The sequence below is a fragment of the Acinetobacter sp. EKM10A genome, from assembly GCF_011075215.1.
Classification (GTDB): domain Bacteria; phylum Pseudomonadota; class Gammaproteobacteria; order Pseudomonadales; family Moraxellaceae; genus Acinetobacter; species Acinetobacter baumannii.
Genome location: NZ_JAALLK010000001.1, coordinates 483,615 through 506,799, shown reverse-complemented (window position 1 = coordinate 506,799; position 23,185 = coordinate 483,615). Strand labels below are relative to the sequence as shown.

The following is a 23,185-nucleotide window of genomic DNA, read 5'->3' as shown; positions in this document are numbered from 1 at the left end:
TTATGCCTCGAACATATATTCCAACTGCTGGGTAAAATTATAATAAGCTTCCCAATTTGGATGATCTTTTAATAATTGCCATGGTTGAGTTAATTTATTCCACCCTAAGTCATTCAGCTGTTGAAGTAATTGTTCTAATTCCTGCAAGAGCTGTGTAAGGTCTTGCTGAAAACGTAGTTGTATATCAAATAATTCTATCTTTTGTCCTAAATGCAGAAATAACGCTATATCTTCATGTTCAGCATCAAGTATTTGATTACATTTCGCTAAAGCCTGCTTTAATGAGTCAGGATGAGCTTGAATTGCCTTAATCGCATGATTTAATTCTGCATAGGCATTTGAAGATAATATTCCTCTTAACTCTTGAATATTATCTTTAGCAATAGCGAACTGATTCAGTAACGAATATGTTTGTTTCGTATCCAACATATAGCAATTCAGTAATTCTGCTTGATCAATGACTAGCCCAAATGCTGCTGCAAATTGGGCTGCTTTAGCATCATCTGTAAATGGCAAATGTGATACAGCAAATTGAATTCGCATTAAATAACGACCCAACCAATAAATGTGGTGCGCACTCGAATTGAGTAAAACCATAAATTTCCTCTTTAACCAACCATTAAGAATGTAGCGTTTCAACGACCCATGTATCTTTAATACCTCCTCCTTGTGAGGAGTTAACGACTAAAGAACCTGCCTGCATGGCTACTCGTGTTAAACCTCCGGGCACAATTTCGGTCCGATAAGGAGAACTGAGTACAAACGGGCGTAGGTCGATGTGGCGCTCAGCCACCCCTGCTGTAGTTAAAGTCGGTGCAACCGATAAAGCCAATGTTGGCTGGGCAATATATTCATGCGGTGTAGCAAGCAGTTTTTGTCTGAATTCATCAATTTCACATGAGCTTGCTTTAGGACCAATTAACATGCCATATCCACCCGATCCTTGAGCTTCTTTAATGACCAATTGATCTAAATGAGCCAGTACATAGTCCAAATGTTCTTTCTCACGGCACTGGTAAGTAGGTACATTCTTTAAAATGGGTGTTTCACCCAAATAATATTGGATCATCTGATCAACATATGGATAAATCGATTTATCGTCAGCTACCCCAGTACCTGGTGCATTGGCAATCACTACATTTTTTTGTAAATAAGCAGACATTAAACCTGCCACACCTAAAGCACTATCAGGTCTAAATGCAAGTGGGTCTAAAAAATCATCATCTAAACGGCGATAAATCACATCAACCTTTTGACGGCCACGAATCGTTTTTACAAATACTTGATCATTTTCTACAAATAAATCTCGATTGGTGACCAGTGGCACATCCATTTCACGTGCTAAAAAAGCGTGTTCATAATAAGCACTGTTAAAACGTCCTGGCGTTAAGACCACAATAAAAGGCTGATCAACCTCAGAGTTTTCTTGAAGTATTTCTTTTAATAAACTTGGATAGTGTTCAATACCTTGCAGATTGTTAGCAGCGCAGAGCTCAGGCATGAGTTGCTGACTAATATTCCTGCATTCAATCATATAAGATACGCCCGATGGTGTTCTTAAATTATCTTCAAGTACAAAAAACTCGCCTTCACTATCACGAATAATATCTATTCCGCTAATTTGAGAATAAATTTTGCCTTTGAGCGTGTGTTTAAGTATATGGGGCTGAAAAGCCTCATGACAAATAATCTGACTTTCCGGAATTAATTGCTCTTTTAAAATATGTTGACCATGATAGATGTCATCTAAAAAATAATTAAGCGCTTTAACTCGCTGTGCGCAGCCAGCTGCGATTTTTTCCCACTGTTTTTTTTCAATAACCCTTGGAATGAGATCAAAAGGTATCGTTCTCTCCACTCCCTCCTTATCACCGTATACGTTAAATGTAATGCCGTGATAGAGGAAATGTTGCTTAGCCTCCGCATTTAATTGTTTCAACTCATCCAAAGTACGAATGCTCAGCCATTGTTCAATTTTTTTAGAGGCCACACCGTTAGACGTTGCATCATCCAACATCTCATTAAAAAACTGCGATTTTAGTTGTTCAAATAGGTTCGACTGTACGGAAAGATTTTCTATAAACGAAGTTTGGTTAAGTAATGCGTTGGTCGCCTGTTCCTGTAAAAAATAATCAATATCGGCTTGTAGGTCTTTCTCTTGTTCTGACATAGCAACCTCGTCTTATCATTTATCTATATTTCATTTTTAAATAAGCAATTTCAGTGCCACTTATATATCTATAATGCTTATTGAGTATCATTGTTATAACTTTCTTCTAAATTTTAGCATTGATTGTAAAAGCTGCTATAAACCGAATCTGACAAACTTGCTAAATCTGTAAAGTTTTTTTATTGTGTTGACACCAAAGCAATTGGATATAGATGTATTACGCTTATGTCTGTAACAGAAAAAGAAACTTCAAATAGTTTATATCGCCAATGGCAGATTCTATCTCGCCTTCCTACCGGTAAATGGATCGGAACTCGAGAATTGCAAGAAATGCTTGAGCGTGAAGGTATTGAAATCAGTTTAAGGACAATTCAGCGTGATTTAAACCAAATTGCTCAGCGTTTTCCAATTGAAAGTAATAAAGCTGTACCTCAAGGCTGGCGTTGGCAATCAGATGCACCAATTCAAAGCTTACCGCATATGACAAGCTCTCAAGCTGTAACTTTTATGATGGTTGAGGAACATCTCAAACATTTACTTCCACCCAGTCTACTTGATGAGATGGGGCCTTGGTTCGATTTGGCAAAACGTAGTCTGTCTACACAAAATAATGTGAGACAGTGGATTAATCGTGTCCGTATTGTGCCAGCAAGCCAACCTCTTATTCCACCTGTAGTGGACCGTGCTGCTCAGCAGGCAATTTATGAGGGTCTACTACAAGACAAACAGATTGAGTGTGTCTATCGGGCCCGTGTAAATCAAGGCGAAGATAAAACTTATATTTTAAATCCTCTTGCTTTGGTCCAAAAAGGTGCTGTGATTTACTTAATTTGTACTCGCCATGATAAAACTGAAGTACAAACATTTGCCTTGCACCGATTCAAATCCGCTAAAGTTTTAGAAAGTCGGGCTTTACACCCTGTCAATTTCGATATTGACCATTATATTGACTCAGGAGCTTTAGGTTTCAGAGTAGATTACAACCAACCCACTGAATCTATTCAGCTTACTTTAACCATGACCGAGCAAACTGCTAAAACTTTTTATGAAAGTCAGTTAAGTAAAGATCAGACCATTACCCCAATTGAAGAAAATATTGTCGAAGTTACGGCGACCGTTCCATTTACATCTCAACTCGTATGGTGGTTACGGAGTTTTGGTAAAAAACTGCTTCATATTGAGCCAGTCCAAGTACACAATGCTGTGCGAGAAATTGAGCCTGATAGCAAATAATCAGTAGATATAAAAAAGAGAACCATATGGTTCTCTTTAAATTTTGAGTTGTAATTTTCTTAATTTTATATTGGCATTTATACTTTTATTTATTTTCAGATCAATATGTTTACCCCCACCAAAACTGATCTGCTTCTTCTTTTGCGCTATGTTGAACATGAGCATTGGCATGCCATTTCATATCCATTGTAGCGAATTGATTTCATTGTCATGTTTAAAGCCCTCTTGTTTGAACGTGAATTTAATATAACTTTCGTTTTAAAACTTGTGAAATAAGAAAAAAAGGATGCAAAATCTCTTTTGATGCTTAGGAAAATTCCATATATTTTTTGATCAGAAAATAAAAAAGCCCAGTCTTAACCGGGCTTTTTTACACGCTTAAATAATTAAGCCGTTTTTTTCGTCATATTATTTTTACGAATCGTGATCATTACAAGCTGAACAGCAGCTGGGGTAACACCAGGAATACGGCTCGCTTGAGCTAATGTTTCTGGACGAACTGTTTTCAACTTCTGAGTAATTTCGCGAGATAAACCTGAAACGACGTCATAATCAAAATCAGCAGGAATTTTAGTTTCTTCAAGACGTTTTAATTGAGCTACATCTTCATGCTGACGGTTAATATAACCTTCATATTTAACAGCAATTTCAATTTGCTCGCCGACCTGTTGTGAAACTTCAGAACCAGTAAGTTCCGCAATTTGGCCAAAATTAATATTAGGACGTTTAAGCAAGTCAATCGCACTACATTCTTTACTTAAGTCAGCACCTGTCATTTCAACAAACTTTTTACCCATTGGGTTGTTAGGTGCCGCCCATAAATGTTGTAAACGAGATGTTTCGCGCTCAACTGCTTCCATTTTTTCGCAATAAGCCGCCCAACGAACATCATCAACCAAACCAAGCTCACGACCAATAGTTGTTAAACGTTGATCGGCATTATCTTCACGTAACATCAAACGATATTCCGCACGTGAAGTGAACATACGGTATGGCTCTTTCGTACCTAAAGTAATCAAGTCGTCAACCAATACACCCATATAAGCTTGGTCACGTTTAGGTGTCCATTCTTCTTGTTCCCATGCACGGCGTGCAGCATTCAAGCCTGCAAGTAAACCTTGGGCACCAGCTTCTTCATAACCGGTAGTACCATTAATTTGCCCTGCAAAATACAAGCAGTTAATTGCTTTGGTTTCTAGGGTAAATTTCAAAGCTTGCGGGTTGAAATAGTCATATTCGATTGCATAACCCGGACGTAAGATATGGGCATTTTCCATACCGCGAATCGAGCGCACAAGTTCAAACTGAACATCAAATGGTAATGAAGTCGAAATACCATTTGGATAAAGCTCATGTGTATCAAGGCCTTCTGGCTCTAAGAATACCTGATGCGAATCTTTATCAGAGAAACGATGAATCTTATCTTCAATTGAAGGACAGTAACGTGGACCTACCCCTTCAATAACACCGGTATACATTGGTGAACGGTCTAAGCCACCACGAATAATGTCATGAGTTTTTTCGTTAGTATGCGTGATATAGCAGTTCACTTGTTCTGGGTGCATAGACACATCACCCATGAACGACATTACCGGAGACGGGAAGTCGCCTGGTTGTGGTGTCATAACTGAAAAATCAACTGAACGTGCATCAATACGTGGAGGTGTACCTGTTTTTAAACGCCCTACCGGTAATTTCAACTCACGAAGACGCTGAGCAAGAGCAATAGAAGGAGGATCACCAGCACGACCGCCGCTTGATTTCTCTAAACCAACGTGAATAACACCGCCCAAGAATGTACCAGTAGTTAACACAACAGTTTTTGCATCAAAGCGGATACCCATTTGGGTCACAACACCCTTAACTGTATCGCCTTTAACAATCAGGTCATCAGCCGCCTGTTGGAAAATATCAAGATTTGCTTGGTTTTCTAAGGTCTCACGAATCGCAGCTTTATAGCGAACACGGTCAGCCTGAGCACGCGTTGCACGTACTGCTGCACCTTTACGCGAGTTTAAAATACGGAATTGAATACCGCCTTTATCGGCAGCTAAAGCCATTGCACCGCCAAGCGCATCAATTTCACGAACTAAGTGCGACTTACCAATGCCACCAATTGCTGGGTTACAGCTCATCTGCCCCAAAGTCTCAATGTTATGGGTCAAAAGCAAAGTCTGTCGTCCCATACGCGCAGCAGCAAGCGCCGCTTCCGTACCTGCGTGACCGCCACCGATAACGATAACATCATAAACTTTAGGATAGTGCATGAGTACAAAAACACCAGAAAAAAAAGACGGAACATTATAGCAAAATTATCTGCTTATAGATGTACATAATTACAAAATTGTCGTGACATGATTTACGGTAAGCCACATGTTTTGACATTTTGTTTCATGAATTCAATACAAAGTGAATGTTTTTAAAACTTTTTCATTTTAGAATAAAAAACGTACAGCACTTCTATGACTTTAAAATTAACGCAACTAGAAGGAACACAAAATGAAAACGACCATGTTGAAAATCTTAACAGCATCTCTAATTTGTTTTTCAGGCGTAACTTTTACACACGCTGCTGACACGAGCAAAGCCGAAACTCAAAAACAAATTCGAGTATGTGCAAAAAAACAGCAAGGTGAATGGGTTTCTTACAATCACAATGGTGTAACCTTTAATGGTACTTGCCAGCCGAACGAAAATGGCAAATTACAATTCAAGGCCCCTGCTCCTTAATACAGTTTTGACTTAAGATATAGAGAAATCGTTTTATATTCTCCTATATCACATCATCATTTTCAAAAAGCGGTCCATTAAAGATGGGCCGTTTTCTTTTTTAAACTACTCTAGTCAGCTACAATATGCCTTTAAATAAAATTTTAGGTCCTTTTTCGTGAAGTGGTTACAAATACACATTACCGTTGATCAAGAACAAGTTGAATTCACAGAAACACTTTTAATGTCTCTAGGTGCGGTAAGCGTAACTTTGGATGATGCCGAAGATCAGGCTTTACTGGAACCATTACCAGGTGAAACACCACTCTGGAACAAAGTCATTGTTACTGGTATTTACCAACAAGACGAACAAGACCCAATTGATGTTGATACTTTAGAAGCTTTCTTAAAAGCACAACTTCCAGATGTGCCAATGCGTCATGAAGAACTTGAAGATCAAGTTTGGGAACGCGCATGGATGGATTATTATGAACCAATTCAGATTGGGGAAAAATTCTGGATTGTTCCTGAATGGTTAGAGCCACCAGAAGCAGATGCTACAAATATTAAGCTTGATCCAGGCCTTGCTTTTGGTACAGGTAATCATGCAAGTACTTTCTTATGCTTACAATGGTTAGGTAAAACTGATGTTAAAGATAAGATCGTGATTGATTATGGTTGTGGCTCAGGCATTTTAGGTGTTGCAGCTTTATTATTAGGCGCTAAGAAAGTCTATGCGACGGACATCGACCCACAAGCAGTTTTAGCAACTAAACAAAATGCAGAACTCAATGGTGTATTAGACCGTTTATATGTAGGTCTTCCTGAAGAGTTTGATCAAGAATTCAAACCTCAACAAGCAGATGTTTTAGTCGCAAATATTTTAGCGGGTCCTTTAATGGCACTTGCGCCAGAGTTCGCAAAATTACTTAAATCTGATGGTGATTTCGCACTTGCTGGTGTAATCGAAGAGCAAGTTGTTGATGTTTCAGGTGTTTATTCTGAATTTTTTGATATATTAGATGTCGAAAAGCGCGAAGAAAACTGGTGCCGCATTTCAGGAAAACGTAAAACAACAAATTGAGATGTTTTAACTCATGAATGAAAAACAAACCCGCTGCCCTAAGTGTCTAACAGTTTATAAAGTTTCTCTTACTCAGTTAACTGTTGCTCAGGGTATGGTTTGTTGCCCTAAATGTAATTTAAATTTTAATGCTCTGACTAATTTAGTAAATGTTGAGCAGCCGGAAACGGTAAACTCATCTGCTTTAGCTCATGGCTCTATGCAAACACGATATATGACCCATTCTCATGTGTTAGATATCTTTGATCAAAAGGTTGAAAACTCTAATATTGATCTTTTGACTTATTTGAATAATTTAAATTACTTCCATAATGAACCTATTAATGCTCTTCCTAATCTTAATTTGGCTGAGCAAGCAACCTCCTCTCCTGAGCAAGATAACGGTAAAAAGCATAGCTGGTTGTACTATACGCTTTGGAGTTCTGCAAATCTGATTCTGATTTTGGTTTTTACTTTTCAGATTCTTTGGTTTAACCCTAAACTCATGCAACAAAGCCCTGCGATTAGCCATGCATTTAATTATGTTTGTCAAATATTGCATTGCAACAAGTCAGCTGAACAATATCAACTTCTTTATATAGAAAAGGTAAAGCTACGTAAAATTGGTACAGAGCATACTCAACTTTCAGGTGTTCTTATAAATCAGAATAATAAAAGTATTGAGTTGCCCAACCTAAAACTCAGCTTTGGCAAAGAAACCGATCAAGAAGAAATCATTTTTACCCCTCAACAATACTTGGTCGAAAACTTACGGGGTATTCAACGCATTCCGACCAATACACCTTTTAGATTCCAAGTTGAACTAAATAAAAGCAAAAAAAGCCTAGTAAATTATCGATTAGAAATTGTCCACCCCTAATTTGTAAAAAAAGTGAAAAAAAATTAAAAAAAAATGCAGTTAATTTGCTCACTTTTTCCTAGACAATGGTATGATACGCGCCACGAAAGCTTTGACTCATATACTCCTCGCTCTCAATTCAAAAAATATACTGTTAAGCATGTGTGCTTTTCTACATTAAGCGCATAGCCTAACTTTTTTTGTTTTTGAGGGGGCTGTAACAAATATTTAATTATTGTTACGCTTATTTTTTACTCAATACGAAGAAATATGGCAAGCTAATTGTTCTTATGTTTTAGAGTCACTGTTTTAGGATCTAAAACAGGACTCCGTATTTTTAGACCACATTTATATACTACTTTACCCAAGCTAGTATTTGATTTTCGGATTAACTCGCATGAATAGCAAATCTCCTATTTTTACTGCACAATCTGATGTTGCTCTTCGCATCCACGTGGATCGCGCAGTTCGCCATTATTTTGCACAATTGCAAGGTGAGCAACCATCTCAGGTATATGACATGGTGCTAGCAGAAATGGAGAAACCTCTTTTATCTGTAGTTCTAGAATATACTCGTGGTAACCAAACACGTGCCGCAGAAATTCTTGGACTCAACCGTGGCACTTTACGTAAAAAGTTAAAAGCTCACGGTTTAATGAGTGAATAAATGATAAAATGCTCACGGCTTCGTGGGCATTTTTTTTGTGCTTCTAATTGGTTTTAATCCGTAGACTTGAAATTGTTGACTTGAACATCATGACTATTAAACGTGCTTTGATTTCTGTATCAGACAAAACAGGAATTGTCGAATTTGCTCAAAACCTTGCAGCTTTAGGGGTAGAATTATTATCTACAGGCGGCACATACAAGTTGCTTAAAGATAATAATATTGCTGTTGTTGAAGTATCTGAACATACCGGTTTCCCGGAAATGATGGATGGCCGTGTTAAAACACTACATCCAAAAATTCATGGCGGTATTTTGGCTCGTCGTGGTCTAGACGAAGCTGTTATGCAAGAACACAACATCGATCCAATCGATTTAGTTGTAGTTAACCTTTACCCATTTGCGGCTACAGTAGCTAAACCTAACTGTTCTCTTGCTGATGCTATCGAAAATATCGACATCGGTGGTCCAACAATGGTACGTGCTGCTGCTAAGAACCATGCATCTGTCGGTATTGTGGTAAATGCTTCAGATTACGATACAGTTATTAGCGAATTAAAAGCTTCTGGTTCACTTTCTTACGAAACACGCTTCGATTTAGCGGTTAAAGCATTTGAACATACAGCTCAATATGACGGCATGATTGCTTCTTACTTAGGCGCTCGCGTTGGTAAGGCCGAAGGTGAAGCAGATTTATTCCCTCGTACGTTCAATACCCAATTAAACAAAGCACAAGATTTACGTTACGGTGAAAATCCACACCAATCTGCTGCTTTCTATGTTGAAGCAAATGCAAAAGAAGCTTCTGTTTCTACTGCAAAACAATTACAAGGCAAGGAATTGTCTTATAACAACATTGCTGATACTGATGCTGCCCTTGAGTGCGTGAAATCATTTGCAAAACCAGCTTGTGTCATCGTAAAACATGCTAACCCTTGTGGTGTTGCCGTTTCTTTAGACGGTATTAAAGCTGCTTATGATTTAGCTTACGCAACAGATCCAGAATCTGCTTTCGGCGGTATTATTGCATTTAACCGTGAGTTAGATGTTGCTACTGCTCAAGCAATTGTAGATCGCCAATTCGTTGAAGTAATTATTGCTCCAAGTATTGCTGATGGTGTACTTGAAGTTACTGGCGCGAAGAAAAATGTTCGTGTTTTAGTATGTGGTGAATTACCTGCAATTGATGCACGTGCTCCACAACTTGACTATAAACGCGTTAACGGCGGCTTACTTGTTCAAGACCAAGACTTGGGCATGATCACCAAAGATGATCTTAAAGTTGTGACTAAACGTGCACCAACAGAACAAGAAATTGATGACCTTATTTTCGCATGGAAAGTTGCGAAATACGTAAAATCAAACGCTATTGTTTATGCCAAAAACCGTCAAACTATTGGTGTAGGTGCAGGCCAAATGAGCCGTGTTAACTCAGCACGTATCGCAGCAATTAAAGCTGAGCATGCTGGTCTGGTTGTTGAAGGCGCAGTTATGGCATCTGATGCATTCTTCCCGTTCCGTGACGGTATTGATAATGCAGCAAAAGCTGGCATTAAATGCATTATTCAACCGGGTGGTTCTATGCGTGATGAAGAAGTTATTGCAGCTGCTGATGAAGCTGGCATTGCAATGGTCTTCACTGGTATGCGCCATTTCCGCCACTAATTTAAATTTAGTCCTCCCTAACCCTCCTTTTATTCAGGAGGGTTTTCCACAATAATGGAACTATCTCTCCACCTTGAGAAATAGAGGGGGATGAAAAAGGATTAAAGTTAAGGAACAAATTAAAAATGAATATTTTAGTTTTAGGTAGTGGTGGTCGTGAGCATGCTTTAGCATGGAAAATCGCGCAAGATGCCAAAGTTACTCAAGTTTTCGTTGCGCCTGGTAACGCAGGAACTGCAACAGAACCAAAATGCGTTAACGTTCAGCTCGATATTTTAGACAACCCGGCAATTATTGCTTTTGCTAAAGAAAATAATGTTGAACTGATTGTTGTTGGCCCAGAAGCGCCATTAGTAAATGGTGTTGTTGATGCTGCGCGTGAAGCAGGCGTAAAAATTTGGGGACCTACTCAATATGCAGCACAGCTTGAAGGTTCAAAAGCATTTGCTAAGCACTTTTTAAAACGCCACAACATTCCAACTGCTTTTTATGAAGTATTTACGGAAGTTGATGCAGCAAAAGCTTATGTTGAAAAAAATGGCGCACCAATTGTAATTAAAGCTGACGGTCTTGCGGCTGGTAAAGGCGTTATCGTTGCAATGACCAATGAAGAAGCTTTTGCAGCAATTGATGACATGCTTGCAGGCAACAAATTTGGTGATGCAGGCTCACGTGTTGTAATTGAACAGTTCCTTGCTGGTGAAGAAGCTTCTTTCATTTGTATGATTGACGGTAAAAACATTTTACCAATGGCAACTTCACAAGATCACAAACGTATTTTTGAAGGTGACCAAGGTCCTAACACAGGTGGTATGGGTGCCTACTCTCCTGCTCCAGTTGTGACTCCAGACGTTTTTGAGCGTGTAATGAATGAAATTATGCGCCCAACTGTTGATGGTATGGCTGCTGATGGACATGTTTATACTGGCTTCTTATATGCTGGTTTAATGATTGATGAACAAGGTCAACCACGCGTAATTGAGTTTAACTGCCGTTTCGGTGATCCGGAAACTCAACCTATCATGATGCGTTTGAAGTCATCTCTTGTTGATTTGGTTGAAGCAGGTATCGCAGGTAACTTACCAAGCGAAGCAGAATGGGATGAGCGTAAGTCAATCGGTATTGTACTTGCAGCAGAAGGTTACCCAGACAGCGTGCGTAAAGGTGACGTTATCTCAGGTATCGGTCAATCACCAGAAGATACTAAAATCTTCCATGCAGGCACTGCTACTCGTGAAGACGGCCATATCGTTACTTCTGGCGGACGTGTACTTTGCGTGACTGCTCTAGGTGACAGCGTTCTTGAAGCACAAATCAATGCTTTAGAAGTATGTGGGCAAGTAACCTTCACAGGTATGCAATACCGCAGTGACATCGGTTACCGTGCTATTGCACGTGAAAAAGCTGAATAAAAATTTAAATAGTAAAAAAGCTCTCTTATGAGGGCTTTTTTATTTTGCTTATTCACTTATCACAAATATTCATATTAATCTTAATTTTTATTCAATTCTGATTAATAAGATCGAAACATGTCCACTATATTGAATATGTTTTTATTGTTATGATTGGTTAAACCGTTGGAACTTTCAACATCACCAATTTTCCCAGCTGAGAGCCAACCCGAATGGTTGGGATCTCTCATAATCAGGACTTTTTTTACATGAAAAAGCTGATCAGTCTTTTTTTAAGCGTGTCTGTAGTATTACTTGCAGCTTGCGGCAAACAGCAAAATGAACCACAAAATGGCAAAGACTCTGCTCAGTTACAAACTGTAGTCATTGCTTCAACTGGTTCTGACGCTGATATTTGGCGCTATATTGCAACTTTACCGGAAACTAAAGCTGCCGGTCTTAAACTTGAGGTGAAAAACTTCACTGATTATGTTGCAATGAATACAGCTACTGCAAACAAAGAAGTTGACCTAAATGCATTCCAATCTTATGCCTACCTTGTTGCATTTAATGCTTCAAATAAAGATAAGATTGCTCCTGTTGCTACAACTTATCTTGAACCAATGGGTATTTACTCGAGTAAATACAAAAAAGTTGATGAGTTCCCTCAAGGTGCAAGCATTGCTATTCCTAATGATGCAGCGAACGAAGCACGTGCATTGTTATTATTACAAAGCGCAGGTCTAATCAAGCTTAAAGCTGACTTTGATCCAGCGAAAGGCACTCCAAGCGATATTACTGACAACAGCAAGAAAATTGACATTAAACCAATTCAAATGGCAACTGCTGTTCGTGTAAAAGACGAAGTTGATGCAATTGTTTTAGGTAATACTTTAGCAATGGAAGGTGGTTTAAATGTGCTTAAAGATTCTATCTATTATGAGCCAGTTGACCAAAGTACAAAGCTGAATGTAAATATTCTTGCAACTGCTGAATCACGTAAAAATGACCCTGTTCTTCAGAAAGTTGGTCAGCTTTACCACACCGAAGCTGTTAAAAAATACGTTGAACAACACTTTGGTGGTACAAAAGTTGACGTGAATCAGCCAATCAGCTACCTCACGCAAGCTAAATAGTAATATAATAGCTGCAACGCGAAACAGGCAAAGACTCTTTGCCTGTTTTTTCTTTTTAGCATAGTTTTTGACGACATGATTCAATTTAAAAACATTTCAAAGCACTATCAGCTTAAAGGCCAAACTATACGTGCACTGGACCAAATTAATTTGGAAATTCCTGAAGGCAGTATTTTCGGCATTATCGGCTATAGTGGTGCAGGTAAAAGTACTTTAATCCGCCTGATTAACTTACTTGAACGACCAAATGAAGGTCAGGTTATCATTAATCAAAAGGACTTCACTGCTTTGGATGCGCGTTCATTACGTCAGGAACGTGCAAATATTGGTATGATTTTCCAGCACTTCAATTTGCTTCAAACCAAAACAGTTGCTGAAAATATTGAAATGCCAATGCGTCTGCTAAATTACAGCAAAGCAGAACGTGAAAAGCGTTTAAATGAGTTACTTGAATTCATTGATCTTAAGCATAAAAAAGATGCTTATCCGGATGAATTATCTGGCGGTCAGAAACAACGTGTTGGTATCGCTCGTGCTTTAGCCAACCACCCTAAAATTCTTTTGTGTGATGAGGCCACCTCTGCCCTCGACCCACAAACGACAAAGTCGGTTTTAGAATTATTAAAGAAAATTAACCAAGAGCAAAAAATCACAATCGTCATGGTAACTCATGAAATGGATGTGATTGAGACTGTATGTGACCATGTTGCTGTCATGGAAGCTGGTAAAGTGATTGAGCAAGGCTCAACCATTGATATCTTTAGTAATCCACAACATCCGACAACTAAAAACTTTATACAAACTGTTTTACATCAGCAGTTGCCTGTAAATATTTTAAATCAACTGGAAAACCAGCATCATCACAGCATTTATTGCTTACAGTTCTTAGGGCGTTCAGCACAAGAGCCTGTGATTCAGTCGCTTATTAAACAATTTGATATTAGTTTAAATATCTTATTTGCCAATATGACTGAAATTAACGGCACCGTCATTGGTCAGATGTTTGTACAGCTTTTAGGTGATCCACAGTTGATTCGTCAGGCAATTGAGTTTTTAGAGAAAAATGAAGTGAGTGTAGTTCAATCAGGAGATCAAGTATGAGAGATTTAATCGTACAGTGGTTAACTGAACTTACTCAACCTTTCTGGCACAGTTCACTTTCAATTGACCAGTTTGTAACTGCGTTACAAGAAACCTTCCATATGGTGTTCTTTGCGCTTTTATTTGGTGGTATTTGGGGCTTTATCCAAGGGATTATTCTACTTGTAACCCGCCCAGAAGGCATTTTGCCAAATAAATTCATTTATCATTTACTCAACCCAATTGTAAATGCTTTACGTTCTCTGCCATTTATTATTTTACTTATTGCAGTTATTCCACTGACCAAATTATTGGTAGGAACTTCAATTGGTACATGGGCAGCGATCGTTCCTTTAACAATTTACGTTGGACCATATATGGGACGTCTTATTGAGACTTCCCTGCTTGAAGTAAATGAAGGAATTATCGAATCTGCTCAAGCTATGGGTGCAACACCTTGGCAGATTATTTCGCGCTTTATCTTACCTGAAGCTCGTAGTTCGCTTATTTTGAACTTAACGACTGCTACGATTAGCCTTATTGGTGCAACCGCTATGGCTGGTGCAGTTGGTGCTGGTGGTATTGGTGACTTGGCAATTTCTTATGGCTATCAACGTTTTGATACAAGCGTCGTTATTTTAACGGTTATTGTATTATTACTTTTGGTACAAATCGTTCAAATGCTAGGAAATTGGCTCGCAAAAATGCGCTAATTGAACTCCTAAAAAAGCCCTCTTTTATGAGGGCTTTTTTATTTTAGAGAGTCTAATTTATAGGACATTTTATTAGACAGGTTACTCAAGGTAATTTCTGTTATTATCAAAATTAGCCCGTAGATACTGCTTTTGGATTTAGTTTCAGGATAAAAAAATGCGTTATAGAATTCATTATATTGATGTGCAAAATGCCCTACAAAACTATATCTGGATTTTAGAAGATACTGAGACTCATGAAGCTGTTGCAGTTGATCCAACAGAGGCTGAGTTAGTCACCCACTTTTGCCAAGAACATCAATTAACTTTAAAACAGATTTGGCTTACCCATTGGCATAAAGACCATATCGGCGGTGTTGCTGATTTAACGGCTAACACGCCTATGGCGGTATATGGCCCAAGAGATGAACTAAGTAAAATCCCTGGCATTACTCATCCCTTACAACACGATGATCATCTAAAATTTAATGATTTAAAAGTAGAGATTATTGCAACACCAGGCCATACCTTAGGTCATATTGTATATTTTATTGAAGAGCTTAATGCCCTCTTTTGTGGAGATACCTTATTTGCAATGGGATGCGGGCGACTATTTGAAGGTACAGCAGAACAGATGTACCACTCACTAAATCGTCTTGCTGCACTACCCACTGCAACCAAAGTGTATTGCACACATGAATATACACTTTCTAATGCGGAATTTGCCTTGAGTGTAGAGCCTGAAAACCACGCACTGCAAGAACGTGCTGAACAAGTCCGTATGCTTCGTCAAGAAGGTAAAATTACCCTGCCAAGTAGTATTGAACTTGAACTAGCAACAAATCCCTTTTTACGTGCTGAAAGTGTAGATGAGTTCGCTCACTTACGTAGCTTGAAAGACAATTTTTAAGATTATAAGCTTTCAACCAAGATACAGTTTAATTTTAAGAACTGTATCTTTTTGAATAAAGCATGTTGCATGAAATTATTTTTTACATTTATTGATTTTAGATTAATTTAAATTGATTAAATTTTAATCCAATATCATTATTTTAAAATCTATACAAAAAACAAAAACTTAAAATTTATAAACATTCAGATTAATTACATAAAAACTTAATAAATTTATAAAATGAAGGATATTGCTTTATCTATTTTACTTTTTTTACAAGATGCAAAATAAAACAAAGTTTTCCCCCTTTAAAAAATTCGAGTAAATCCCTATTAATAAATAAGGTGTAAGACACGGATAGAAGGAGTTCTCACGTGAAAAAGGTTGTTAAAGCGAAAAATTTAATTGCGTTCCGTATTTGGTTAGAAAAATTAGGGTATTCGGTTAAAAACCTTGCTGATGGAAAAGGTTTTACTTTCAGTTTTAAAAAAGAATATGGCTTAGTGACCTGTGATTTGGCAGGTAATGCTTTAGCAATGCAGTTAGGTGAAGAATTTGAGGATCATTTAAAAGCATAAGCCTAGGCTATTTTGTATACTATTTATAGTATAGGTAACTCAAAAGTTCTGCTTTTTAAAAAGTAGTTCTATACGAGAATTTGTGAAATTTTTATAGTGGCTTTCCTTAATAACTATTAATGAGTAGATAGTTTTTAAATTATATTTTTTGATTATTAAATAATAAAACCTGTAGCACAGCACCTCTCCCGATTTGCCAGTTGCTACAGGTTTTTTATTTCGAATTAAAAAATTAAATAATTAATTCGTTTTCGATTTGCGTAATGCTTTGTCTAGTACGTCCTTGTCCAGAGCTTTGTCCCAACGGGCAACCACAATGGTTGCACATGCATTACCAATTAAATTGGTTAATGCACGACACTCCGACATAAAACGGTCAATACCTAAAATAAGCGCCATACCTGCCACTGGTACAGCAGGTACTACCGATAAAGTAGCTGCGAGTGTAATAAAGCCTGCGCCCGTTACCCCTGCCGCACCTTTAGAACTCACCATTGCCACTAAAAGCAATGCAACCTGCTCACCAATTGATAAATCAACATTACATGCTTGTGCAATAAATAAAGCCGCCATAGTCATATAGATGTTAGTTCCATCAAGGTTAAATGAGTAACCTGTCGGAATGACTAGACCTACTACAGATTTTTCACAACCTGCTTTTTGCATTTTATCCATTAAAGATGGTAAAGCAGCTTCAGAAGAACTTGTACCTAAAACTAACCAGAGTTCGTCTTTGATGTAACGAATTAAATCAATAATTGAAAAGCCATTGTAGCGTGCTACAGCCCCTAAAATGATTAATACGAACAGCACTGCCGTGATATAGAAGGTCATAATCAATAGTAATAAATTACCGATTGATTCAATTCCATACGCACCGATAGTAAATGCCATAGCACCAAAAGCTCCAATTGGTGCAAGTTTCATTAACATACCAACCAAATAGAAAACCGGAGCCGTGAGGTTATTTAAAAAATCAGTAATTGGACGTGCACGGTCACCCAAGGCAGCTAAAGAAATACCAAATAGGACTGCCACAAATAGAACCTGCAAAATTTCACCACCAGCAAGCGGACTCACTAATGTTTGCGGGATAATATTCATGAAAAAGTCAGTGATATTTGTAGCATGAGCCTTTTCAACGTAACTATTTACTTTATCGTTGACTAAGGTTGCCGGGTCAATATTTAAGCCTTTACCAGGTTGAATGATATTAGCCACAATCATACCAACCACAAGCGCAAGGCTAGAGAAAGTAAGGAAATATAGCATTGCCTTACCTGTCACTCGCCCAACTCGACTCATGTTCGTCATGCTGGCAATACCGGTAACCACTGTCAAAAAGATTACGGGAGCAATAATCATTTTGACGATTTTGATGAATGCATCACCAAGCGGTTTTAAGCTCTCGCCAAGTTCTGGGTAAAAATGACCAATTAAAATGCCCAAAATAATTGCAAAGATGACCTGTACATACAAAATTTGATGAAACTTTTGTTTTTTCTGTACCGTTTCTTGGTCAAGGGTATTGAAATCCATTATCTAAATACCTTTTCGATGGGGATAAAAAAATAAAATATAAAGCGTGCACCACAAGCTGCTTTAAATGAAGTGGAGCCATTGTAAAGAATAAAAAACACCCTGTGTCATAAATTTAAAAAATGTAAAATTTAAAAACCATGCATATTTTTGTATAGAAAATATTTATCTCAATAAGTTTCATAAAACTCAAAGTCTTTAAAAATTTACATAAATGCATGTTTATAAAATAATTTAATTAATTACATCATGCATTATCTATGTTTATTTTTGATTTTTAAATGAGCAGAACAAGTATTTCAAAAATAAATGATTAACTCATCCTCATATCAATCTTAAATTATGAGAATTTACTTTTTAAATAATAAGAAAGATTGATATATATTTATTTAATAAAAACAAGGGACTAGTCTTTTTATAGATTTTATCTACTTATTTTTTATAAAAAGACGGTTTAAAAGGTCATATACATACTCAAGACTAAGATCATGATTGGTAAATAAAATTCGAAATAACATAGGTGCAATTACTGCCTCGATGATTTCCTGATTAGGTATAGTAAGCTCATTACGTAATTTTGCCCTGTTTTGAATAATATCGAGTTGCTGGATAATTAAAGTCTCACATTTACGGGCATTAGAATCCGAGTTTGATGTATAGAGTACATCTCGCAATAAGTCTTGCCCAACCTCTGAAGCATATTCTTCAAAATATTGCTCAACCCATGCTGTAATATCTTGTTGGAACGAGCCTAAATCTTTGGGTTCCATATCAGGTTTGAGTTCATTTAAAGCTACATCTGAAAATAATTGATTGATGTCACCCCAGCGACGGTAAATGGTTGAAGGTGTAACCCCTGCCTGCACTGCAATCATAGGAATAGTAATTTGGCTTTGCTCAAAATCTTTTTGTAGTTCTTTTACAGCTTGATGCACCGCAGTTTGTATTCTTTCGCTGCGTCCACCAGGGCGTAATCCAGTAACAACTTTTGCCATTTATAAACTCTGTAAAGGGATCAAAAAAATTTATAAATATTTATAACTATATACAAAATACACTAAAGCTAAGGATTTGCTTTAGTGGAAAAATAATGTATAAAAGCTAAATATTTGCTTTTATGTTATTCATCTTATATGAACAATTCAAGTTCAAAACGGTCAAGAGCTGTTTTTCAGTTAGATGCGGCAAGTGCTTTGACACTTAATACCATCACGCTCATGACATTCATGGCCGCATCTAGTGCGCCGACACCACTCTACCGCCTATACCAACAGCTTTGGCAATTTTCACCGGTTACATTGACTTTGATTTTCGCCACCTATGCTTTTACGCTGCTTGGCTCATTACTCATTATTGGTTCTTTGTCTGACTATATTGGACGCCGCCCAGTCATTATTGCAGCTATTTCTCTGCAAATTATTTCAATGAGCTTTTTCTTATTTGCTTCAGATGTTTCGATGTTATTCATTGCACGAGGCTTACAAGGAATCGCAACAGGGCTTGCTGTTTCAGCTATAGGCGCAGCAATTTTAGATTTTAGTAAGCTTCATGGTTCACTAATTAATAGTATTGCACCAATGATAGGTATGGCTGTTGGGATTTTTCTGACTTGTTCTATTTTGCAATTCTCTGCCCACCCCTTACAGCTTGTTTTTGAGTTCTTATGTTTTCTTCTTATTTGTGAACTCATTTTAAGTTTTCTTACTCCAGAAACCGCACAAAGAAGATCCGGTGCACTTGCTTCATTAAAACCCAATATGGCTATTCCCCCACAGACAAAAAGCGCTTTATTGAGTATTAGCCCGATTAACATTGCACTTTGGATGGTCAGTGGTTTCTTTCTATCGCTTATGCCATCTTTACTGGCAAAAATTTTCCACACGTCATCGGCATGGCTAAACGGGATTATGTTTATGGCGCTCGCCCTTTCCGGTGCGGTAGGTATATTAACGCTTAGGAAGTCGACAAATTTCCGTATTTTATTAACCGGTACGCTCTCGATTGCTATTGGTGCCATTGTCTTATTCATCGCCATTAACCTAACCAATGCAGTAGTTCTATTTTTAGGTTCTATTATTACTGGAGTTGGTTTTGGTACGGCGTTTATGGGGGCTATTCGTAGTGTAATGCCATTGGCACTTCCCGAAGAACGTGCGGGTCTTATGGCTGCTTTTTTTGTTGAAAGTTATTTGGCTTTTAGTATTCCTGCAATTTTAGCTGGCTATTTTGTAGGTAAAATTGGGCTGATGAGTACGGCAAATAGTTATATTAGTTTTATTATCTTATTGTCACTGGTCGCCCTTCTAATGATTATTAAAAATTTTAAAAATAAATAAGCCATAAAAAATAGCCTCACTAGAGGCTATTTTTTAATAGATGCTCTTTAAGTTCTATTAAAAAGTATCTGCTACATACATACGTACCATCTCGCCTTCCTCATCCTTTACCAACGTTAAAAACCGCCAACCACATTTTTCATAAAACTCGGTATGGTCTGTTATTAAATAAAGTGTTTGGATGCCCTGATTACTCAAGTCTTCACGTACAAAATCTAAAATGTGTTTTGCAATGTTTTGGTTTCGATAGTTCTCTTCTACAAATAAAGCACATAAGTTTGGTGTTAAATCTTTACGCTCATGGAAGTCATTATCAATGACTCCTGATCCAGCAATTAAATGCTTATCTTTATTTAAAACAATGTACCACTGTGGAATAGCATGCTTTTGATCAATGGAAATCTGAATACTCTCAAGATATGCTTCCACAGGAATTTGCCATTTTTCAGAAAACCACTGTGCAGCCATTTCTTTGTATTGAGGGTAATCAGATAACCGTAATATTTGCATAAAATAAACCTATTTTGTCCAACCTTTTTAAGGTTGAGTCACTGAACTACGAATGGATTGCTGGGTTGGACTCTCATAAGTTGTTTCAGCAACTGGTGAAACACGCCATATTGTATTACCAACATCATCTGCGACTAATACTGCACCCGAAAAATCAATTGCCACCCCGACAGGACGCCCATACGCTTTGCCTTTTTCACTTAAAAACCCTGTCAAAATATCTTGCGGTGGACCAGAGGGCTGACCACTTCTAAATGGCACAAAAATGACTTTATATCCACTATGTGGTTTACGGTTCCAAGAACCATGCTGTCCAATAAATGCTCCGCCTCTAAATTGTGGCATGAGTTCGGCTGTATAAAATGCAAGACCTAACGAAGCAGTGTGGTTACCTAGAGCATAGTCTGGTTTAATTGCACGAGCCACCATATCAGGATTTTGTGGTTTGACTCGTACATCTACGTGTTGACCATAGTAACTATAAGGCCAGCCATAAAAAGCCCCATCTTGTACCGACGTCATATAGTCGGGTACTAAATCACTACCAATTTCATCGCGCTCATTTACAACTGTCCAAAGTTTGCCACTTTGAGGCTGCCAAGCCATACCATTTGGATTACGCAGTCCTGTTGCAAATGGACGTGACTGACCACTTGCAATATCAAACTCCATAATTTGTGCACGGCCTTTTTCTTGATCTAGACCATTTTCGGCCACATTACTATTGGAGCCAACGGTAATGTAGAGCTTTGTACCTTCACGATTGGCAATAACATTTTTGGTCCAATGGTGGTTTAGAGGCCCACCCGGTAAGTCCAATACTTTAGTACCGGTTGAAGTAATATGGGTTTCACCTTCTTGGTAAGGAAAACGCATGAGTGAATCCGTATTGGCAACGTATAAATGATTTCCTACCAGTGCCATACCAAACGGTGAGTTTAGGTTTTTAAGGAATACCGTTTTTTGGTCAGCTATACCATCGCCATTCGTATCACGTAGTAAACTAATTCGGTTTGCACTTGGATGAGATGACCCTGCCCGTCTCATTACGAAGGTCATAATCTTGCCTTTAATCCCTTTGCTGTCTTCAGGTTTAGGTGGAGCATCCGTTTCAGCCACCAGCACATCACCATTTGGTAATACATAGAGCCAACGTGGGTGCTCAAGTCCTTTAGCAAATGCTTTTACTTTTAAACCTTCCGCCGGAGTCGGCATCACACCACTTGGCCAACCTTGTGCCGGTGCTATATTTACGGTCGGAAATAAGCTTGTTTTCGGTTCAGGCAACTTTGGTTCCGGACCATAACTCTCGTTAATCGGATATTGAGAGGAAGAAGCACAGCCTGTAACTAAAACAGTAGTGCCCAAAATCGGCAGTAAAAAACGTGTAAGCATCTTTTATCTCCATTTATTATTTTTTCGCAATAAACACAGGGTAATGCTTTAGAAGAGAGACTTATAGTTGATTTATTTAACTGTACTGAGCATTACAGTCTATATTTTTAAAATTTTAATACATAACTGGGTGTTTTCTAGAGGTTTAGCTTACCCTAATGCTTAGCCATAAATTAATACCTGACATTTAGTTTAATTACCAAAAGTATTTATGTTGGCTGATAATACTTATTAGGTAATTTGGTCTATCGTGCCTATTTTTTAATTAAAAATTCCTTTACCCTGACTTACTTTAATTATTTTTAACTTTCACTGTAGCTCAGGTGCTCAATTAAGTTCATTTATTTCTTATGTCAAAAAATTTAGCAACCTTGATTGGTTTAAGTGCCATCCTAATGTGGGCCTCTATGGTAGGCTTCGTAAAACATATTACGACTGCAATCGGTCCAGATGTTGGCATTACGCTGATCTATTCCTTAAGTGCTTTACTCCTGCTCATTATTTTTAGGGTGCCAAATTTTAAATTAATTTCTAAAAAATACTTAATTTTAGGGGCAATTTTATTTATTGCTTATGAGCTTTGCTTTTCATTTGCACTTGCCTATTCAAAGACGGCGCAACAAGCGATTGAAGTAAGTATTGTGAACTACCTTTGGCCAAGCCTGACTGTTTTAGCTTTTGTTATTTTTAGAGAGTTAAAATTTAATGTGTTTATTATTTTAGGATTACTCATTTCAATTTCCGGTATCATTTTTATTCAGACCGGGAACGGAGATTTTAGTTTAGGTCGTGTTGTCGATAATTTTCATAGTAATCCTTTAAGTTATATTTTGGCCTTTATAGGTGCCATTATTTGGGCTTTTTACTGTGTGTTGACCAAGAAAATGGGTAAAGGACAAAACCCTATTTCTATTTTCTTTCTTGGTGTTGCCCTAACCTTATGGCTAAAATTGCTCTTTAGCGGCCAAGTGAATTTACCTTCACTCGATTTAAATACAATTTTATCTTTAATCGTTGCTTCTGCTGCAATTGGTCTCGGTTATGCAGCATGGAATATTGGCATTATTCATGGCAACATTACCATGCTGGTGGTTGCTTCTTATTTTACCCCAATCATTTCATCTTTACTTGCCATGCTGGTTTTACAGACAGAGTTATCAATCAGTTTTTGGCAAGGTACAGCCATGGTCACGGCGGGTTCACTTATCTGCTGGCTTTCAACAAATTGGGCTGTGATACGTTCCTATTTCAGAATAAATTAAAAGCTGATG

General features: G+C 37.8%; 21 protein-coding genes. 14 read left to right on the top strand and 7 right to left on the bottom strand.

Annotation, left to right across the window (positions count from 1 at the left end; translation table 11 throughout):
• On the bottom strand, nucleotides 1–597 hold the full coding sequence (locus G9371_RS02320; RefSeq protein ID WP_029424678.1) for an alpha-E domain-containing protein: 597 nt from the start codon (nucleotides 595–597) through the stop codon (nucleotides 1–3).
• Nucleotides 598–619: 22 nt separating this feature from the next.
• The gene (locus tag G9371_RS02315; RefSeq protein WP_029424677.1) at nucleotides 620–2,170 is read right to left on the bottom strand and encodes a circularly permuted type 2 ATP-grasp protein; all 1,551 of its coding nucleotides are present in this window, start codon (nucleotides 2,168–2,170) and stop codon (nucleotides 620–622) included.
• 225 nt (nucleotides 2,171–2,395) lie between these two features.
• On the opposite strand from G9371_RS02315, the gene G9371_RS19125 reads away from it, so the two are divergent.
• On the top strand, nucleotides 2,396–3,403 hold the full coding sequence (locus G9371_RS19125; RefSeq protein WP_000117148.1) for a helix-turn-helix transcriptional regulator: 1,008 nt from the start codon (nucleotides 2,396–2,398) through the stop codon (nucleotides 3,401–3,403).
• A 386-nt stretch (nucleotides 3,404–3,789) separates the two neighbouring features.
• On the opposite strand, the gene mnmG is transcribed toward G9371_RS19125, so the two are convergent.
• The gene (gene mnmG, locus G9371_RS02305) at nucleotides 3,790–5,670 is read right to left on the bottom strand and encodes a tRNA uridine-5-carboxymethylaminomethyl(34) synthesis enzyme MnmG (RefSeq protein ID WP_029424676.1); all 1,881 of its coding nucleotides are present in this window, start codon (nucleotides 5,668–5,670) and stop codon (nucleotides 3,790–3,792) included.
• A gap of 232 nt (nucleotides 5,671–5,902) precedes the next feature.
• On the opposite strand from mnmG, the gene G9371_RS02300 reads away from it, so the two are divergent.
• The 11 genes from G9371_RS02300 (at nucleotide 5,903) to G9371_RS02250 (ending at nucleotide 16,134) form a co-directional block, all read left to right on the top strand.
• Nucleotides 5,903–6,133 carry a hypothetical protein gene (locus tag G9371_RS02300; protein ID WP_000859008.1) on the top strand — a complete coding sequence of 77 codons (231 nt, stop codon included), beginning with the start codon at nucleotides 5,903–5,905 and terminating at the stop codon, nucleotides 6,131–6,133.
• Nucleotides 6,134–6,290: 157 nt separating this feature from the next.
• A complete protein-coding gene (gene prmA / locus G9371_RS02295) occupies nucleotides 6,291–7,196 on the top strand; it encodes a 50S ribosomal protein L11 methyltransferase (protein ID WP_029424675.1) in 906 nt (301 codons plus the stop codon).
• Nucleotides 7,197–7,209: 13 nt separating this feature from the next.
• The gene (locus tag G9371_RS02290; RefSeq protein WP_005128337.1) at nucleotides 7,210–8,055 is read left to right on the top strand and encodes a zinc-ribbon and DUF3426 domain-containing protein; all 846 of its coding nucleotides are present in this window, start codon (nucleotides 7,210–7,212) and stop codon (nucleotides 8,053–8,055) included.
• A gap of 376 nt (nucleotides 8,056–8,431) precedes the next feature.
• Entirely contained in the window at nucleotides 8,432–8,701 is a 270-nt protein-coding gene (gene fis / locus G9371_RS02285) for a DNA-binding transcriptional regulator Fis (RefSeq protein ID WP_001086304.1), read from the top strand.
• Between the two features lie 89 nt (nucleotides 8,702–8,790).
• Nucleotides 8,791–10,365, top strand: a complete 1,575-nt coding sequence (gene purH / locus G9371_RS02280) for a bifunctional phosphoribosylaminoimidazolecarboxamide formyltransferase/IMP cyclohydrolase (protein ID WP_000153210.1) — start codon at nucleotides 8,791–8,793, stop codon at nucleotides 10,363–10,365.
• 125 nt (nucleotides 10,366–10,490) lie between these two features.
• Nucleotides 10,491–11,777 carry a phosphoribosylamine--glycine ligase gene (purD, locus tag G9371_RS02275; protein WP_001024112.1) on the top strand — a complete coding sequence of 429 codons (1,287 nt, stop codon included), beginning with the start codon at nucleotides 10,491–10,493 and terminating at the stop codon, nucleotides 11,775–11,777.
• A 248-nt stretch (nucleotides 11,778–12,025) separates the two neighbouring features.
• A complete protein-coding gene (locus G9371_RS02270; protein WP_000733780.1) occupies nucleotides 12,026–12,892 on the top strand; it encodes a MetQ/NlpA family ABC transporter substrate-binding protein in 867 nt (288 codons plus the stop codon).
• A 75-nt stretch (nucleotides 12,893–12,967) separates the two neighbouring features.
• Nucleotides 12,968–13,993 (top strand): methionine ABC transporter ATP-binding protein, encoded by a 1,026-nt coding sequence (locus G9371_RS02265; protein ID WP_000614025.1) that lies wholly within the window; start codon nucleotides 12,968–12,970, stop codon nucleotides 13,991–13,993.
• Nucleotides 13,990–14,685, top strand: coding sequence for a methionine ABC transporter permease (locus tag G9371_RS02260; protein WP_001205190.1), 696 nt, complete (start codon nucleotides 13,990–13,992; stop codon nucleotides 14,683–14,685). Before G9371_RS02265 ends, G9371_RS02260 begins: the two co-directional genes overlap by 4 nt.
• 157 nt (nucleotides 14,686–14,842) lie before the next feature.
• Nucleotides 14,843–15,574 (top strand): hydroxyacylglutathione hydrolase, encoded by a 732-nt coding sequence (gloB, locus tag G9371_RS02255; RefSeq protein WP_001270564.1) that lies wholly within the window; start codon nucleotides 14,843–14,845, stop codon nucleotides 15,572–15,574.
• 356 nt (nucleotides 15,575–15,930) lie between these two features.
• Nucleotides 15,931–16,134 (top strand): hypothetical protein, encoded by a 204-nt coding sequence (locus tag G9371_RS02250; RefSeq protein ID WP_000758190.1) that lies wholly within the window; start codon nucleotides 15,931–15,933, stop codon nucleotides 16,132–16,134.
• A 240-nt stretch (nucleotides 16,135–16,374) separates the two neighbouring features.
• On the opposite strand, the gene G9371_RS02245 is transcribed toward G9371_RS02250, so the two are convergent.
• Both G9371_RS02245 and G9371_RS02240 read right to left on the bottom strand, forming a co-directional pair.
• Nucleotides 16,375–17,673: a dicarboxylate/amino acid:cation symporter gene (locus G9371_RS02245; RefSeq protein WP_000347180.1), complete on the bottom strand. Its 1,299-nt coding sequence runs from the start codon at nucleotides 17,671–17,673 to the stop codon at nucleotides 16,375–16,377.
• Nucleotides 17,674–18,101: 428 nt separating this feature from the next.
• Nucleotides 18,102–18,668 carry a TetR/AcrR family transcriptional regulator gene (locus G9371_RS02240; protein WP_001151706.1) on the bottom strand — a complete coding sequence of 189 codons (567 nt, stop codon included), beginning with the start codon at nucleotides 18,666–18,668 and terminating at the stop codon, nucleotides 18,102–18,104.
• Nucleotides 18,669–18,806: 138 nt separating this feature from the next.
• Here G9371_RS02240 and G9371_RS02235 point away from each other — a divergent pair, with 138 nt between their 5' ends.
• Complete coding sequence (locus G9371_RS02235; protein ID WP_001066100.1) at nucleotides 18,807–20,009, top strand: MFS transporter; 1,203 nt, start codon at nucleotides 18,807–18,809, stop codon at nucleotides 20,007–20,009.
• A gap of 57 nt (nucleotides 20,010–20,066) precedes the next feature.
• Here the strand turns inward: G9371_RS02235 and G9371_RS02230 are convergent, their stop codons facing one another.
• Together G9371_RS02230 and G9371_RS02225 are read right to left on the bottom strand one after the other, a co-directional pair.
• On the bottom strand, nucleotides 20,067–20,519 hold the full coding sequence (locus tag G9371_RS02230; protein WP_001166565.1) for a GNAT family N-acetyltransferase: 453 nt from the start codon (nucleotides 20,517–20,519) through the stop codon (nucleotides 20,067–20,069).
• Nucleotides 20,520–20,546: 27 nt separating this feature from the next.
• The gene (locus G9371_RS02225; protein ID WP_000957805.1) at nucleotides 20,547–21,914 is read right to left on the bottom strand and encodes a PQQ-dependent sugar dehydrogenase; all 1,368 of its coding nucleotides are present in this window, start codon (nucleotides 21,912–21,914) and stop codon (nucleotides 20,547–20,549) included.
• Between the two features lie 350 nt (nucleotides 21,915–22,264).
• Between G9371_RS02225 and yddG the strand changes: the two genes are divergently transcribed.
• Complete coding sequence (gene yddG, locus G9371_RS02220) at nucleotides 22,265–23,176, top strand: aromatic amino acid DMT transporter YddG (protein ID WP_029424674.1); 912 nt, start codon at nucleotides 22,265–22,267, stop codon at nucleotides 23,174–23,176.
• Nucleotides 23,177–23,185 lie beyond the last annotated feature (9 nt).